Genomic DNA, 16,038 nt, shown 5'->3' with positions numbered 1-16,038 from the left:
GAAGTGAAACGCCGTAGCGCCGATGGTAGTGTGGGGTCTCCCCATGCGAGAGTAGGACACTGCCAGGCATCAATTAAAACAAAAAGCCCTACGTGAAAACGTAGGGCTTTTTGTTTTGTCTGCTGCATGGTGTTCTGGTCGAGCATGGGCATGCGAAAAGCCCGTCGGGAACGGGCTTTAACGCCTCTGGCGGCGGCCCCGCAGGGGTGAGTCTCAGGATGAGACGAGTATTGTAGGACACTGCCAGGCATCAATTAAGCAAAAAGGCCATCCGTAAGGATGGCCTTTTTGCTGTGTGCGAAAGAAAAAGATTACGCACCTACGCTGCGCCTTTGGTACAGATACCTCTCCAGTAGCCGCGCCAGTCATCATCCGCCAAGAGAAAAGGCCCCGAAGGGCCTTTGATTAGGGTGTGTTTGCTTTTTTCACTTATTATTCGTTAATGCGAGCTACCTTGTGAGATCCCCAATCCGGTTTGCGAACGAACAAACTGGGCACGGAAGCGCTCACGTTCTTGCTGTCCGGCCAGAGAACTGTCGGTAACCGAGAACAGCCAAGTGCCGACAAAGGCCACGATCATCGAGAACAATGCCGGATATTCATACGGATAAATGGGTTTCTCATGACCGAGGATTTGCACCCAGATCGTTGGGCCGAGGATCATCAAGATCACAGCCGTCAACAACCCTAACCAGCCGCCAATCATGGCGCCACGGGTCGTCAGACGTGACCAATACATTGAAAGAATGATAATCGGGAAGTTGCAACTGGCCGCGATTGAGAAGGCCAACCCGACCATAAAGGCAATATTCTGTTTCTCAAACAAAATCCCCAGCGCTATCGCCACGATACCCAAGACCACCACGGTAATCTTGGAAACCCGCAGTTCGTCACGTTCAGTCGCTTTGCCGTTTTTAATCACGCTGGCGTACAAATCATGGGATACCGCAGAGGCTCCCGCCAGGGTCAGGCCGGCAACTACCGCCAGAATGGTGGCAAAGGCGACGGCTGAGATAAAGCCGAGGAAGAAGTTGCCGCCCACGGCATTGGCCAAATGCACTGCTGCCATATTGGTTCCGCCCAGCAGCGCCCCGGTAGCGTCTTTGAACGCTGGGTTCGGGCTAACTAACAGAATGGCACCGAAGCCGATAATAAAGGTCAGGATATAAAAATAACCAATAAAACCGGTGGCATAGAACACGCTCTTACGGGCCTCTTTTGCATCACTGACGGTAAAGAAACGCATCAGAATATGCGGCAGACCGGCGGTACCAAACATCAGAGCTAACCCTAAAGAAAGCGCTGAAATAGGATCAGAGACCAGTCCTCCTGGACTCATAATGGCGATACCTTTCGGATGTACCTTCACGGCTTCGGCAAACAGGGTATTGAAGTCGAAATTAACCGATTTCATTACCATCAGTGCCATAAAGCTGGCGCCTGCCAACAGTAATACCGCTTTGATAATCTGCACCCAGGTGGTGGCCAGCATGCCGCCGAACAGTACGTACAACACCATCAGAATGCCGACCAAGATGACGGCGACATGGTAGTTCAGGCCGAACAACAACTGGATCAGTTTGCCGGCACCCACCATTTGCGCAATCAGGTATAGCGCTACCACCACCAAAGAGCCGCAGGCGGAGAGCGTGCGGATCGGTTTTTGTTTCAGGCGGTAGGATGCTACATCCGCAAAGGTATAACGACCCAGGTTACGCAGGCGTTCTGCAATCAGGAACAAAATGATTGGCCAACCGATCAGGAAGCCGATGGAGTAAATCAGCCCGTCATAGCCTGAGGTATACACCAGTGCGGAAATACCGAGGAAAGAGGCTGCCGACATAAAGTCGCCAGCAATAGCCAGGCCGTTTTGCAGGCCGGTAATTTTCCCGCCAGCGGTGTAGTAATCCTGGCGCGAACGGGTGCGTTTGGAAGCCCAATAGGTGATGTAAAGCGTGGCGCCAACAAACAGCACGAACATGACGATCGCCTGTATGTTCAACGGTTGGCGCTTTACTTCACCACCAATGGCATCGGCAAAGGCCATGCCCGGTAGGGCCATCAGAGTAGCGGCAGACAGTAAACGCTTCATTTCTTCACCTCACGCAGAACTTCTGCAGTCAGGCGATCGAATTCGCCGTTGGCGCGAAATACGTAGATCCCAGTGAGTACAAAAGAGATCACGATCAGGCCAACGCCTACCGGGATCCCACGGGTAATGGTCGATCCTTCTGCGATCGGTGTACCCAACCACTGAGGATCGAAAGCGATCAATAGAATAAAGCCAACATACAGCGCGAGCGTAATCAACGAGAGCAGCCAGGCAAATCGGCTACGTTTACGCACCAGCTCTATAAAGCGCGGGTTTTCCTCAATCCCTTGATAAATGGTGTCATTCATCAGAGTGTCTCCAGTAGGTATTGAACGAATGCGCCGCGCTTGAAGCCGATCATCGGGTTATTTCCCCTTTGATCGGCCAGAGGCGGCGTAAATTATGACGGCACTTTCATTGATTGTTTTTCTTCCAACAGCTTGTCGACTACAGCCGGATCAGCCAGCGTTGAGGTGTCCCCCAGGTTGCTGGTATCGCCAGCGGCAATTTTGCGCAGGATGCGGCGCATGATCTTGCCGGAACGCGTCTTGGGCAGGGAGTCTGTCCAGTGCAGTACATCCGGCGTGGCGATCGGCCCTATCTCTTTGCGTACCCAGTTACGTACTTCGGTATAGAGCTCTGGTGAAGGTTCTTCGCCATGATTCAGTGTGATATAGGCGTAAATCGCCTGGCCTTTAATGTTATGGGGGATACCCACTACTGCGGCTTCAGCGATTTTCGGGTGTGAGACCAGAGCTGATTCGATCTCGGCAGTGCCCAAACGGTGGCCGGATACGTTCAGCACGTCGTCGACGCGGCCGGTGATCCAGTAATAGCCATCCTCGTCACGGCGTGCGCCGTCCCCGCTGAAATACATGCCTTTAAAGGTGGAGAAGTAAGTTTGCTCGAAGCGATCGTGATCACCAAACAGAGTACGTGCCTGGCCAGGCCAGGAATCGGTGATCACCAGATTACCTTCACAGGCACCTTCCTGCAGTGTACCTATGTTATCAACCAGCGCGGGCTGTACGCCAAAGAATGGCCGCGTCGCGGACCCTGCTTTTAACTCGGTGGCTCCAGGCAGTGGCGTGATCATAAAACCACCGGTTTCTGTCTGCCACCAGGTGTCGACGATCGGGCATTTACCGTTGCCGATTTTATTGTAATACCACTCCCAGGCTTCTGGGTTGATTGGCTCACCGACCGACCCCATGATGCGCAGTGAGTCGCGCTTGGTGCCTTCAATCGCCTTGTCACCTTCAGCCATCAGGGCGCGTATGGCCGTCGGCGCGGTGTACAGGATATTGACCTGATGTTTGTCGATGACCTGAGACAGACGGTTTACGCCAGGGTAATTCGGGACCCCTTCAAACATCAGGGTAATGGCACCGCAGGCGAGTGGGCCATATAACAGATAACTGTGCCCAGTGACCCAGCCAACATCGGCGGTGCACCAGTACACGTCGCCATCATGGTAATCAAACACATACTTAAAGGTCATTGCGGCATACACCAGATAACCGCCGGTAGTGTGCAGCACGCCCTTGGGTTTACCGGTCGAGCCGGAGGTATAAAGGATAAACAGCGGATCTTCCGCATTCATCTCTTCTGGTGGGCAATCGGCTGAAACACCTTGGGTAAGTTCATGCCACCACAGGTCACGCCCTTCCTGCCAGTAGCCTGGTTTGCCGGTGCGCTGGAACACGACGACATTGGTGATGCTTTTCACACCTGGATTCTTTAGCGCATCATCGACATTTTTCTTCAGCGGCACGGCACGTCCGGCGCGCAGACCTTCATCAGCGGTGATAACCAACTTGGAATTAGAGTCGATAATACGGCCGGCTACCGCTTCCGGTGAGAAACCGCCAAAGATAACCGAATGCACGGCCCCTATTCGGGCACAGGCCAGCATGGCGACAGCGGCTTCAGGCACCATTGGCATATAGATAGCTACGACGTCGCCTTTTTTGACACCCAGCTTTTTCAGCACGTTGGCGAATTGGCAGACATCGTGATGCAGTTGTTTGTATGTCACTTGTTTTGACTGGGTAGGATCGTCACCTTCCCAGATAATCGCCGTTTGGTCACCGCGTTCGGCCAGATGGCGATCGAGGCAGTTGGCCGCCAGGTTTAGCGTACCGTCCTCAAACCAGCGGATGCTGATATGGCCCGGATCGAATGAAGTATTCTTTACCCGGCTATAGGGTTTCATCCAATCCAGGATTTTTCCCTGTTCGCCCCAGAAGGCTTCTGGGTCTTGCACAGACTGTTGATAATATTGTTGATATTGTGTCGGATTAATCAGGGCGTGTTCTGCAATTGCAGAAGGAATAGCGTGTTTATGCACTTGGCTCATAGCTTTTCTCCTTGAAGTTGTTAATGATATGTCAACTGAAGGTTAAGTATAGTTTGCTCCGATTCTTTGTTTCTTTTTTGCGCGGCAGATCACGCAACGAAGATATTGATTTGTAATAGTTCTGCCTCATTTGCGTTGGGCATCTGCCTGCTTGGTGGGAGAAAAGGGTTAGATAGGAGCTTTTAGTCAGAAAACGCGATCTAAAGAACTAAAAAGAATAAACACTTCGGCGATAAATTCTTTCTATAGAGAATAGTAGATATACCACCGACTGAATTAACGCTCTTTTAAACCATTATGGAACATAGATTTTCATTAATATTCGATGTTGATATTAATGTTTTGCTTGTCAGAGGGTATTTATAACAAACAATCACTTTTGGGTCGTTATTAATTACCGATACTTATTATCCATTCCGGATAATTCTCATTTTTAAAACCTTTACGCAACATAATATAAACATCCTTGTTGGACTAAATATGCAAAATTAACGCATATTTTCTGATTTTAAATATCTCGACGCACGATAATTTTGTGATGCCTATCACATAAAATTATGCTGTTAATAACAACAAGTTATGTGGCTTGAAATGAATGCCAAACTTACTTTAGATTAAATTTTGCACTAAAGTCATATAAAACAAGGCTTGCAGATCATGCCACTCAGATGGTACAGATTTAGATAGCGGCACATTAAGGGCAGGTGATCGCTTCTTGGTTATTAACATAAGCCTGTATTAAATGATTAAGTGCTTTTTTCGTCGCGTTAAGATAAATACGACGAAAAGAGCCTTTGAGGACTTTTTGGGTATGAAAAGTGTAAAAGTCAGTCTTGCTTGGCAAATCCTTATCGCACTGGTGCTGGGTATTATTGTCGGGGCGGTGCTCCATAATCAAAGCGAGTCACGTGAGTGGTTGGTCAGTAATATTCTTAGTCCGGCTGGTGATATATTTATTCGCTTGATTAAGATGATTGTGGTCCCGATTGTTATTTCGACATTGGTTGTGGGCATCGCCGGGGTAGGGGATGCGAAGAAGTTAGGTCGGCTCGGATTGAAAACCATTATTTACTTCGAAGTGATCACAACGATTGCCATCGTTGTGGGGCTGACGTTAGCTAATGTTTTTCAACCCGGCCATGGCATCGATATGTCGACGCTGACTGCGGTCGATATCTCGCAATATGAAAAAACCACGGAACAGGTACAAAGTGGTTCACATAGCCTGGTGGCGACCATTTTGTCGTTGATTCCCTCAAACGTCTTTGCCTCAATGGCAAAAGGCGACATGCTACCGATTATCTTCTTCTCGGTGTTGTTTGGTCTTGGTTTGTCGTCATTACCCAAAGAAACCAAAGAGCCGTTGCTGAAGGTATTTAAAGCCATTTCCGAAAGCATGTTCAAAGTGACCCATATGATCATGCGCTATGCGCCGATCGGGGTGTTTGGTCTGATCTCAGTGACGGTCGCCAACTTTGGCTTTGCCTCATTGTTGCCGTTGGCCAAGTTGGTCTTGCTGGTGTATTTCGCCATAGCCTTTTTTGCCTTGGTAGTGCTGGGTGCAGTGGCCCGGTTGTGCAATCTGCGTATTTGGACGCTGATTCGCATCCTGAAAGATGAATTGATCCTGGCCTTCTCCACCGCCAGTTCTGAAACGGTACTGCCGCGTATCATTGAAAAGATGGAAGCGTATGGCGCACCGAAAGCCATCACCAGCTTTGTGGTGCCGACCGGTTACTCTTTCAATTTGGACGGTTCTACGCTGTACCAAAGCATTGCGGCCATCTTTATTGCACAGCTGTACGGAATTGAGCTCTCCCTGGGGCAGGAAGTCGTCTTGGTGGTGACGTTGATGCTGACCTCGAAGGGCATTGCCGGCGTGCCGGGCGTTTCCTTTGTGGTGCTGCTGGCAACACTGGGCAGTGTGGGGATCCCACTGGAAGGATTGGCATTTATTGCCGGCGTTGACCGTATCCTGGATATGGCGCGTACGGCTCTGAATGTAGTGGGCAATGCATTGGCAGTACTGGTGGTCGCAAAATGGGAGCACCAGTTCGACAGTAAAAAGGCGCGTGCTTACGAGCAGGCGTTCTTGTCCGGTGACGTCAAGCAGGTCAAAGAGTCTTAACAGCCACTTGGTTTGCTATGAAAAACCCGCCTTGTGCGGGTTTTTTGTCTTTATTCCGGTGAGGAATCAGCAGGCAGGTGCAGTGCCTTGAGCTGGCAAGAAGCGGAGCGGATCCAATGCGGTGGCACGATAACGGATTTGGAAGTGCAGCATCACCTTGTCGGTGCCCGTACTCCCCATGGTGGCAATTTTCTGTCCGGCTTTTACTTCCTGAGCGTTGCTAACCAGCAGCGTATTGTTATGGGCATAGGCACTGATGTACTCATCATTGTGTTTGATCATAATCAGGTTGCCATAACCTCGCAGCTGATTGCCAACGTACACCACGCGACCTTTGGCTGCCGCAAACACGGGCTGGCCACGGTTACCGGCAATATCAATGCCTTTGTTACCGCCGTCTGCCGTAGAATACTTACTGACGATATTGCCCTGAGTTGGCCAACGCCAGCATTTAATGCTGCTGCGGATTGGAGGTGGTGCCACTGCTGCGATTTGGCTGGTGGATTGTGTTTTGCGCGATTTGCCTTTCTTCGCCGTCGCGTTATTTAACGCCAGCTTTTGGCCAATCTCGAGGTTGTAAGGTTTGGGAATTTTATTGCGTCGGGCTAACTCACTGACTTCGCTGTTGGTGATCCAGGCAATATAAAACAGCGTATCGCCGCGCTTGACGGTATAGGTGTTGCCGTTATAGCTGCCTCTGGCTAATTGATCATAATCGCGGTTGTAGCTGTTCGATTTTTTTCCGGAGCCGCACCCCAATAATCCCAGACTGACCACGCACACGGCGATCAGCCGCCATACAGCGAATGTGCTTCCCATACTCAAATATCGTCCTTAAACGTCGTCGCGCTTGATAGTGATCTACATATAGTAACACCAACGGTCAGGTGGTCAAAAACGCCGCCATAGGCTAAGTTTTTTCAGGACTTGGGCTGCAGCGAGCTGAGCCCGCTAAGACACGGCATTTCTCGTGCAGCTCAAGAATTTTCATGGATTGGAAAAAATAATATGTACGATACCTTAACGCTCTCGAGTTATCTGGTACTGGCAGGCACATTATTAGTGGCTTATGTCATCTTTGGCATCGCTGGTTTTGGCTCTGCGCTGATCGCCAGTCCTGTGATGGCGCTTTATATTCCGGTGGCGAAAATTGTCCCTTTGTTGGCGCTGTTGGATATGTGTGCGGCTGTTATCAATGTCAGTCGTGATGGGCGTAATGCGCAATGGTCGGAATTGAAACGGCTGGTGCCATTGATGGTCATCGGCAGCCTGTTGGGGGCGGCTATCTTGCTGAAGTCCCGGCCAGAGATACTGTTGCTGGCGTTGGGGATTTTTGTCGTGTTTTACGCTGTCTATTCTCTCAGTGGCGTAAAACCGGTTCGGCAATTGTCGCCCAAGGCTTCAGTGCCCTTTGGTTTGATTGGGGGGATATTCAGCGCACTTTTCGGGAGCGGCGGCTTTATTTACGCGATCTATCTCAGTGGTCGAATTGAAAAAAAAGAGGCTTTTCGCATAACTCAGACCACGCTGATTGGTCTGAGCACTCTGACCCGTGTGATCATTTTTGCTGTTGCCGGTGTTTATCTGGATGTGGACTTATTATTGTTGGCATTAGCGCTGGTGCCGGGAATGTTGGTGGGTATTACCTTGGGTCGGCATTTCACCCTCAGAATGTCGCGTGAGCAGTTCCTCAGGATTATCAATATTATTTTGCTGGCTTCGGGGACCATGCTGATTGTCAGGTACTTTAGTTAACAATGATCGCGTGGCTGGTCGATGGAAAGTCCGAATCTCAGAAAGCAAAAAACCCGCCATAGGCGGGTTCTTCTAAATAGGGTGCCGGACTCGGACAACCGGCGCTGGCGCCGTGTTGAACAACGCTTTAGCGTTGGCCCGCAGGGTGAGGCCTGTGGCCGAATAATCGAACGGAGTTCGATGGAGAGTCCGTATCTCAGAAAGCAAAAAACCCGCCATAGGCGGGTTCTTCTAAATAGTGGTGCCCGGACTCGGACAACCGGCGCTGGCGCCGTGTTGAACAACGCTTTAGCGTTGGCCCGTAGGGTGAGGCCTGTGGCCGAATAATCGAACGGAGTTCGATGGAGAGTCCGTATCTCGGAAAGCAAAAAACCCGCCATAGGCGGGTTCTTCTAAATAGTGGTGCCCGGACTCGGAATCGAACCAAGGACACGGGGATTTTCAATCCCCTGCTCTACCGACTGAGCTATCCGGGCAACGCGCAGCATTAAACCGTATTGGCCGAAGGCAGTCAACGGCTTTCTCAACGAAATCAGGCAAAATGCGTCTGGTTGCTGGCTTTTCGGTCAAAGGGCGTGAAATTTGGTCCAAAACTGTCGACGCTCTGCGGCGGCTGTGTGCCGCCGGGAGTGAATTCAGCTTAATGCCCCGTTTCTGCGGCACTGGGCCACCTGTAAGATGTCTTCCGCCAGTCGCTTAGCGACAGATACGTCCTGTAGCTGACGTTTTACCAGCAGTTTACTCAGGCAACCCTCCTGAATCAGCTCCATCTGCTGTGCCACCATGTCGGCGTCATCGGCGTCCATTTCACGGAGTAGATCACGGGTCAGATCCAACGATGTCAGCTTCTGCTGTTCCGCTAGCTGGTGGATCGGGTGGTCCACCTCTGGGAAGAAACTGCAGGCGGCAATAAACAGGCAACCCGGGTAGCGGTCATTTTTGACGTATTCTTCCAGAACGTCATATCGCGCCAGCAGTTTTTGCTGTGGGCTCAGGGTTTCGTCCAGCAAGAGTTGGCGGCGCCAGGTGTCAATTTGCTGACCGTGATAACGCAGGCAGTCATACAACAATGCTTCGCGATCCGGCCAGAATCGCTTTAGGTCACCCGGTTGCACGTCGAGTTTATCTGCCAGCATTTCTAGTGTGGCGGTCGCCAGGCCCTGTTGTTCTAACAGCCCCAGTGCCGTATCAAGAACGTGTTCACGTTGCACTTGTGCTCCCTCCAAATTCGGTTCTGAAATTCAGTGTTATTTATTGCACCACTTTCTGCAAATGCGCGTTGAACGCCGTTGCATCCATAAATCCGGTTACTCGTTGGTTTGTTAACTCTTGCCCGACACCATTAAAGAACAGAATTGTCGGTAATCCCAAGACTTTTAGGTGTTTGAGAAGCGCGACCTGCTCGGTATTGTTGGCGGTCACATCGGCCTGCAGTAGCACTGTGTTGGAAAGCGTAGTCTGAACCGCGGTATCGCTGAAGGTGTACTTTTCGAACTCCTTGCAGGCTACACACCAATCAGCGTACAGATCCAGCATTACTGGCTTCCCTTGCGCCTGTTGCAGCGCAAGATTGAGCTCTTCTACGTTACTAATACGTGTGAACTTCAAATGTTGCACTGCAGCTTGCTGTGCGCTATTGGCACCAAACGCCCAGTCTTGGAGCGGGCGTGCAGTAATCACTGCCGCTGCCAGCAGGAGTAATTGCAATGCACGCCCCCAGCCGCGGGAGGTTTTCAGACTCAACGTGAATGCCCAACCAAAGAACGCCAGGCCGAGCAGGCTCCACAACCGTAGCCCCCATGGCTCGCCAATGACACGTTCCAGCAAGAATACAGGCAGTGCCAGGATCACAAAGCCAAAGGCTTCTTTGACATACTGCATCCATGGGCCGCTGCGCGGCAACAGGCGATTGCCGAACAGGGTCACCAGCACCAGCGGGATACCCATGCCTAACGCATAGAGGTACAACGTACCGCCGCCTGCCCACATGTTACCGCTTTGGGCAATGTACAGCAGGATAGCGCTGAGCGGCGCGGTAGTGCAGGGAGAACAAATCAGCCCAGCCAGCGCACCCATCAGGAACACGCCAGGCAGAGAGCCGCCTTGTTGGGTGTTGCTCCAGCCCGCTAGCCGTGTTTGCAGTGAAGACGGCAACTGCAGCGAATACAGACCGAACATCGACAAAGCCAAAGCGATAAACAGTATCGACAGGCCGATGAGAACATAGGGGTGTTGCAGTGCTGCCTGGAACTGTAGCCCGGCGGCCGCAACCACTAAACCCAGCAGGGTGTAGGTCAGCGCCATGCCCTGAACATACACCACCGCCAGTGCCAGTATGCGTCCACTGCTGTGCGGTTTTTCTCGCCCAAGGATGATGCCGGAAATCAAGGGGTACATCGGCAGTACACAGGGGGTAAAGGCAATACCAATACCAATCAGCAGTGCCCACAGCGGGGAAAATGGCAGACCAGCCGGCACAGGTGCTTCAGGCGCAACGGCAGGCGGCGCGGTGACGGCACTTACGGCATCCAAAGGGATCACCCGTGTTTCCGGTGGGTAGCAGAAACCCGCTTCGGCGCAGCCCTGATAAGTCACACTCACACTGGCGCCACTGGCAGCCTGCCGCAGGGGAATGGGCAGAGTAAGCTGCTGCTTGAAAATGGCCACTTCGCCGAAGAACTCATCTTTATGGCTCAGCCCGGCAGGCAGCGTAAAGGCGCCTAACGTCGCCTGCTGTGGTACCAGTTTGATCTGCTGGCGGTACAGGTAATATCCGGGGCGGATTTGCCAGTTTAGCGTGAGCTGGTGGCCTTGCTGCTTAAAATCAAAGGCAAATGCCTGATCGACGGGCACGAATTGGCTGCCACCCTTTTGGGTGAACAACGAGGCCTGAGCCGCCTGTGGCAAAAAAAACAGGCTGCAAAGCAGGAATATCAATTTAATGAGGCGTTGATCCATAACAGGTAGTCTTTATCTCCAGCCATCACCGGCAGTACCAGTAGCTCGGGCGTTTGGTACGGGTGATGTTGTTTCAAGTAGTTGAGCAGGGCGTCTTGGTGGTGGCGATCGCTTTTGAACAGCATTTGCACTTCGTACTCCTGCTCCAGTTTCCCTTCCCAGTAGTACAACGATGATGCGCCGGGTAGCAGCGTGGCGCAGGCCGCCAGCTTTTCTCCCAATACCCGGGCTGCCAGGTCTTGTGCCGTGGCCTCATCGGGTGCGGTGCAGAGTATGACGATAGCTTCGCAGTCAGACATCTTCGGCCCTCTCATCCAAATTATCAGTGGGCACTATACCTTGAAGGACGGTTGGCTAGAAGGCGAGTTTATCGCCAGTGGGGCAGGGTTGGAGGAAACCGGGGCGGTAAGCCCCGGTGAGAGCATTACAGCATTACGCCGCCCAGCAGGAAGCCGAATAGCACCGCCAATATCACGCCGATGGTGCCGGGGATAAAGAACGGGTGGTTAAAGACAAAGCGCCCAATGCGCGTTGTGCCGGTGTCATCCATCTGCACTGCCGCGACCAGCGTAGGGTAGGTCGGCAGGATGAACAGGCCCGAGACGGCAGCGAAGGATGCCACGGCGGTCAAGGGGGATACATTCAGCGCCAGCGCCATTGGCATCAATGCCTTGGCAGTGGCGGCCTGAGAGTACAGCAGCGCAGAGCAGAAGAAGAAGATCACTGCCAGCAGCCATGGGTGTGACTGAATCACGCTACCCGCTGTCTCTTTGATCCAATCAATATTGGCCTGCACGAAAGTATCGCCCAACCAGGCTACGCCCAGAATACAGATACAGGCGCTCATACCGGCCTTGAAGGTGCTGGAGTTCAGCACTGCATCAGTATCGACGCGACACAGCAGGGTCGTCAGGGTGGCGACGCTCAGCATGATGATCAAAATCGCATTGGTGGTGTTCATCAAGGGTTTTGCCACCAGGCCCAAGCCTGGGCTGTTGATGATGGCGTAGGCTACCACGCACAACACGCCCAGCAGGAACAGCAATACCGAGACTTTGGCCCGCGGTTTGATTTCCATTACCTTGTTGCCGCGCAGTGTCACCAGACCTTCTTCAAGGCGTTTCAGGTAAACCGGGTCGTCAGACAATTTAGAGTCGAACAGCCAGCTCACCAGCAACGACATCACCAGTACGGCACAGAAGGTTGAAGGCATGACCACCATCAGCAGGTGCAGATAGCTGACGCCGTGGCCTTCCATCACGGAAGACATGTAAACTACAGCCGCCGAAATGGGGGATGCAGTGATGGCAATTTGAGCGGAAACCACTGCGGTAGACAGCGGGCGGCAAGGCTTAATGCCCTGTTCTTTCGCCACTTCTGCAATGACGGGCAGTGCGGAAAGAGAGATGTTGCCGGTACCGGCGAAGATGGTCAGAAAATAGGTGACGATCGGCGCTAAGATCGTGATGTGTTTTGGATTCTTGCGCAGCAGTTTTTCAGTTTGCTGCACCAGGTAATCCATACCGCCCGCGACCTGCATTGCCGAGATCGCGGCAATCACAGCCATGATGATGGAAATCACGTCGAAAGGGATGCTACCTGGCTTCACGCCAATCAGCGCCAAGACCAAAACCCCGAGTCCGCCTGCAAATCCAATTCCGATACCGCCCAGCCTGGCCCCTAAAAAAATGGCCAGCAGAACGATAACCAATTCTACGGCTAACATAGTGTCTACTCCTTAAAGTGAGCTATACCCTGCATTTTTAAAGCCGCATCTGCGTTGGCTGTCAGTGCTCACCCCAGTCACTTATTTGAGTAAGCTCTTGGGATTCCCTCTTGCCGCCTTGATGCAGCCCCAATTATTTTGGGTGTAAATTGAAAATAAAAAGTTAAATTTTTGTGGGCGATGGAAAGTAAAAAGGCACGCTATCCAGGGGATTTAGCGTGCCTTTTTGGGCTACCGGGTGTATCTGCTATTGTTCATTTTCATCCGTATAGCGTTTGGCTTTATAGGCCGGGTGCATCAAGTTCTCCACGGAGAAGATGTCATCCAGCTCGGCTTCCGTCAGCAGACCGCGTTCCAATACGACTTCACGTACGGTTTTACCTGTTTCGGCGCAGATCTTCCCGACGATGTCACCATTATGGTGGCCAATGAACGGGTTCAGATAGGTGACGATACCGATAGAATTGAAGACGTAGTGTTCGCACACTTCTTTATTCGCGGTGATGCCGTTAATGCATTTTTCCAGCAGGTTATAACATGCGTTGGTCAGTATATGGATAGACTCGAACATGGCCTGGCCAATGACCGGTTCCATCACGTTCAACTGCAGTTGGCCTGCTTCGGCCGCCATGGTAACGCAAGTGTCGTTGCCAATCACCTTGAAACACACTTGATTGACCACTTCCGGTACAACCGGGTTCACCTTGGCTGGCATGATTGAGGAGCCTGCCTGCAGTTCCGGCAGGTTGATCTCGTTCAAGCCGGCACGAGGGCCTGAAGACAGCAGGCGCAGGTCATTACAGATTTTAGACAGTTTAACCGCCAGGCGTTTCAGTGCGCTGTGTACCATCACATAAGCGCCGCAGTCTGAGGTGGCTTCGATCAAATCTTCGGCGGGCACGACCGGCAAGTTACTGACCTCTGCCAGTTTCTGTACGGCCAATTGTGGGTAGCCTTCAGGCGTGTTGAGCGCCGTACCAATCGCGGTGGCACCCAGGTTCACTTCCAGCAAGAGCTCAGCAGTGCGATGCAAGTTGCGGGTTTCTTCTTTCAGCAAAACGCTGAAAGCGTGGAATTCCTGACCCAACGTCATAGGGACGGCATCCTGCAGTTGGGTACGCCCCATTTTCAGGATGTTTTCAAATTCCTTGGCTTTATGGTCAAAACCTTCGCGCAGTTGGTTGATGGCGTCGATCAGCTTTTGGTTGGAGGCATAAACGGCAATGCGGAAACCGGTTGGGTAGGCGTCGTTAGTGGATTGGCATTTGTTGAGGTGGTCGTTAGGGTTCAGGTATTGATATTCCCCTTTCTGATGCCCCATCAGTTCCAGGCCGATGTTCGCCAGTACTTCGTTGGTATTCATGTTCAGAGACGTGCCGGCGCCGCCCTGGAACACGTCTACTGGGAACTGGTCCATGCATTTGCCTTTATCCAGCACTTCATCACAGGCCTGGATGATGACATCAGCGATTTTGCGCGGAATGGTTTTTAGTTCTTTATTCGCCATCGCTGCGGCTTTTTTTACCATCACCATGCCACGAACAAATTCGGGCACATCACTGATTTTGCTGTTGCTGATATAGAAGTTTTCAATCGCACGCAGAGTGTGAACACCGTAATAGGCTTCTGCGGGGACTTCACGTGTTCCTAACAGGTCTTCTTCGATACGAATGTTATTTGACATGAGAACCTTCTTTAAATTGCTGCCGAATTAATTAATTGTCAGGTAACCAAATTATGTTGCCGAAGGCTTCAGGCGTGAAACGATTAACCATAGTGCCCGTTGCTGCCCAGATCATATGCTGGTTAGTAATAAATGACTGAATCCAGATCACCTTCTGGGCCTTCTTAAATCACGTGTTTCGTGTTCTGTGATCTCATTCACGTTTACTCACTTTAGCAATAAAAAAGGGTCTTTGGTTGAAATGGCTACCGGCTGACCCCATTGTATTGAGGTCGGCCGTTTACCGGCCTCTTTTTCCGCGTCGTCGCCAGTGTGCGGCTACGCAACGCTACCAGAGGAGAACCAGGTGCGCTGGTTACCGTTACTGCTGATATTTCTGTTGGCTTACATAGAAATATCTTTATTTATCAAAGTTGCCGCCGTATTGGGTGTGGCAATTACTCTGTTGCTGGTGGTGTTCACCTCCTGCGTCGGCATTTCGCTGGTACGCAATCAGGGCATGAAAACCTTCATGCAAATGCAACAGAAACTGGCTGCCGGTGAAAGCCCGGCAGCGGAAATGGTGAAGAGTGTTTCGCTGGTGCTGGCGGGTTTCCTGCTGCTTGTCCCAGGGTTTTTTACCGACTTCCTCGGTCTGTTGTTGCTGCTGCCGCCCGTGCAGAAGTCGCTGACGCTTAAGTTGATGCCGCATCTGTCCGTCTACCGCCCAGGCGGTTGGGGGCAAGGGGGCGACGCTGCTAATGGCAACACTTTCGACGGTGAGTTTCAGCGTAAGAATGACGATCGTTATACGTTGGATCACCAACCTGACGATCATGACAAGCGTAACGATCGCTGAAAAAACGCGGCTCAGGCCGCGTTTTTTGTATCGGTAGCCCAGTATTGCCATTAAAAGCGAAAATTTTTTTGGCCGGCCCCTTGAAGGGGAATGGAATGCCCCCATTTCAAATTCCACGAGGCCGGTAATCACAATCCGGTGACAACCCTAAATCTGATAGAGACCTTCTTACAGGAGAGCGTTCAATGAGTATTCGTCCATTGCATGACCGCGTTATCGTCAAGCGCAAAGAAGTTGAATCAAAATCTGCTGGCGGCATCGTTCTGACTGGCTCTGCAGCGGGTAAATCTACTCGTGGTGAAGTAGTTGCAGTTGGTAAAGGACGTGTTCTGGAAAGCGGCAACATCCAGCCGCTGGATGTCAAAGTTGGCGATATCGTGATTTTCAACGACGGCTACGGCGTGAAAGCAGAGAAGATCGACAATGAAGAAGTGTTGATCATGTCCGAAAGCGACATTCTGGCAATTGTTGAAGCGTAATTACGCTTTTATCTTCTGA

At 51.6% G+C, this 16,038-nt stretch carries 13 protein-coding genes and 1 tRNA gene; 4 read left to right on the top strand and 10 right to left on the bottom strand.

What is annotated here, in order from left to right; all coding sequences use genetic code 11:
- Positions 1-439: 439 nt before the first annotated feature.
- The 3 genes from actP to acs form a co-directional block, all read right to left on the bottom strand.
- Positions 440-2,092, bottom strand: a complete 1,653-nt coding sequence (actP, locus tag AC2FC2_RS07615; RefSeq protein WP_209634240.1) for a cation/acetate symporter ActP — start codon at positions 2,090-2,092, stop codon at positions 440-442.
- Positions 2,089-2,400, bottom strand: a complete 312-nt coding sequence (locus AC2FC2_RS07610) for a DUF485 domain-containing protein (RefSeq protein WP_044553908.1) — start codon at positions 2,398-2,400, stop codon at positions 2,089-2,091. The genes actP and AC2FC2_RS07610 overlap by 4 nt, the downstream gene beginning before the upstream one ends.
- A 92-nt stretch (positions 2,401-2,492) precedes the next feature.
- On the bottom strand, positions 2,493-4,451 hold the full coding sequence (gene acs, locus AC2FC2_RS07605) for an acetate--CoA ligase (protein WP_265557187.1): 1,959 nt from the start codon (positions 4,449-4,451) through the stop codon (positions 2,493-2,495).
- An 811-nt stretch (positions 4,452-5,262) separates the two neighbouring features.
- Between acs and gltP the strand changes: the two genes are divergently transcribed.
- The gene (gene gltP / locus AC2FC2_RS07600; RefSeq protein WP_209634244.1) at positions 5,263-6,579 is read left to right on the top strand and encodes a glutamate/aspartate:proton symporter GltP; all 1,317 of its coding nucleotides are present in this window, start codon (positions 5,263-5,265) and stop codon (positions 6,577-6,579) included.
- 66 nt (positions 6,580-6,645) lie between these two features.
- Here the strand turns inward: gltP and actS are convergent, their stop codons facing one another.
- Positions 6,646-7,398, bottom strand: coding sequence for an amidase activator ActS (gene actS, locus AC2FC2_RS07595; protein WP_209634246.1), 753 nt, complete (start codon positions 7,396-7,398; stop codon positions 6,646-6,648).
- A 189-nt stretch (positions 7,399-7,587) separates the two neighbouring features.
- On the opposite strand from actS, the gene AC2FC2_RS07590 reads away from it, so the two are divergent.
- A complete protein-coding gene (locus tag AC2FC2_RS07590; protein WP_209635255.1) occupies positions 7,588-8,334 on the top strand; it encodes a sulfite exporter TauE/SafE family protein in 747 nt (248 codons plus the stop codon).
- 400 nt (positions 8,335-8,734) lie between these two features.
- Here AC2FC2_RS07590 and AC2FC2_RS07585 read toward each other — a convergent pair.
- From AC2FC2_RS07585 to aspA, 6 genes are all read right to left on the bottom strand, one after another.
- Positions 8,735-8,810, bottom strand: a tRNA-Phe gene (locus AC2FC2_RS07585).
- Between the two features lie 159 nt (positions 8,811-8,969).
- Positions 8,970-9,545, bottom strand: a complete 576-nt coding sequence (locus tag AC2FC2_RS07580) for a transcriptional regulator (protein WP_490659028.1) — start codon at positions 9,543-9,545, stop codon at positions 8,970-8,972.
- Between the two features lie 40 nt (positions 9,546-9,585).
- On the bottom strand, positions 9,586-11,292 hold the full coding sequence (locus AC2FC2_RS07575) for a protein-disulfide reductase DsbD (RefSeq protein WP_490659027.1): 1,707 nt from the start codon (positions 11,290-11,292) through the stop codon (positions 9,586-9,588).
- Positions 11,268-11,591 (bottom strand): divalent cation tolerance protein CutA, encoded by a 324-nt coding sequence (gene cutA, locus AC2FC2_RS07570; RefSeq protein ID WP_037425900.1) that lies wholly within the window; start codon positions 11,589-11,591, stop codon positions 11,268-11,270. Before cutA ends, AC2FC2_RS07575 begins: the two co-directional genes overlap by 25 nt.
- A 125-nt stretch (positions 11,592-11,716) precedes the next feature.
- Positions 11,717-13,018 carry an anaerobic C4-dicarboxylate transporter gene (locus AC2FC2_RS07565; RefSeq protein ID WP_209634253.1) on the bottom strand — a complete coding sequence of 434 codons (1,302 nt, stop codon included), beginning with the start codon at positions 13,016-13,018 and terminating at the stop codon, positions 11,717-11,719.
- 247 nt (positions 13,019-13,265) lie between these two features.
- A complete protein-coding gene (gene aspA, locus AC2FC2_RS07560; RefSeq protein ID WP_209634255.1) occupies positions 13,266-14,702 on the bottom strand; it encodes an aspartate ammonia-lyase in 1,437 nt (478 codons plus the stop codon).
- Between the two features lie 346 nt (positions 14,703-15,048).
- Between aspA and AC2FC2_RS07555 the strand changes: the two genes are divergently transcribed.
- Entirely contained in the window at positions 15,049-15,540 is a 492-nt protein-coding gene (locus AC2FC2_RS07555) for an FxsA family protein (protein ID WP_037425908.1), read from the top strand.
- Positions 15,541-15,725: 185 nt separating this feature from the next.
- Complete coding sequence (locus AC2FC2_RS07550) at positions 15,726-16,019, top strand: co-chaperone GroES (RefSeq protein ID WP_004952634.1); 294 nt, start codon at positions 15,726-15,728, stop codon at positions 16,017-16,019.
- Positions 16,020-16,038: the final 19 nt, after the last annotated feature.

The sequence above is a fragment of the Serratia sp. CoH_122_TC_1 genome, assembly GCF_058191755.1.
This window is presented reverse-complemented; position numbering and strand designations above follow the sequence as displayed.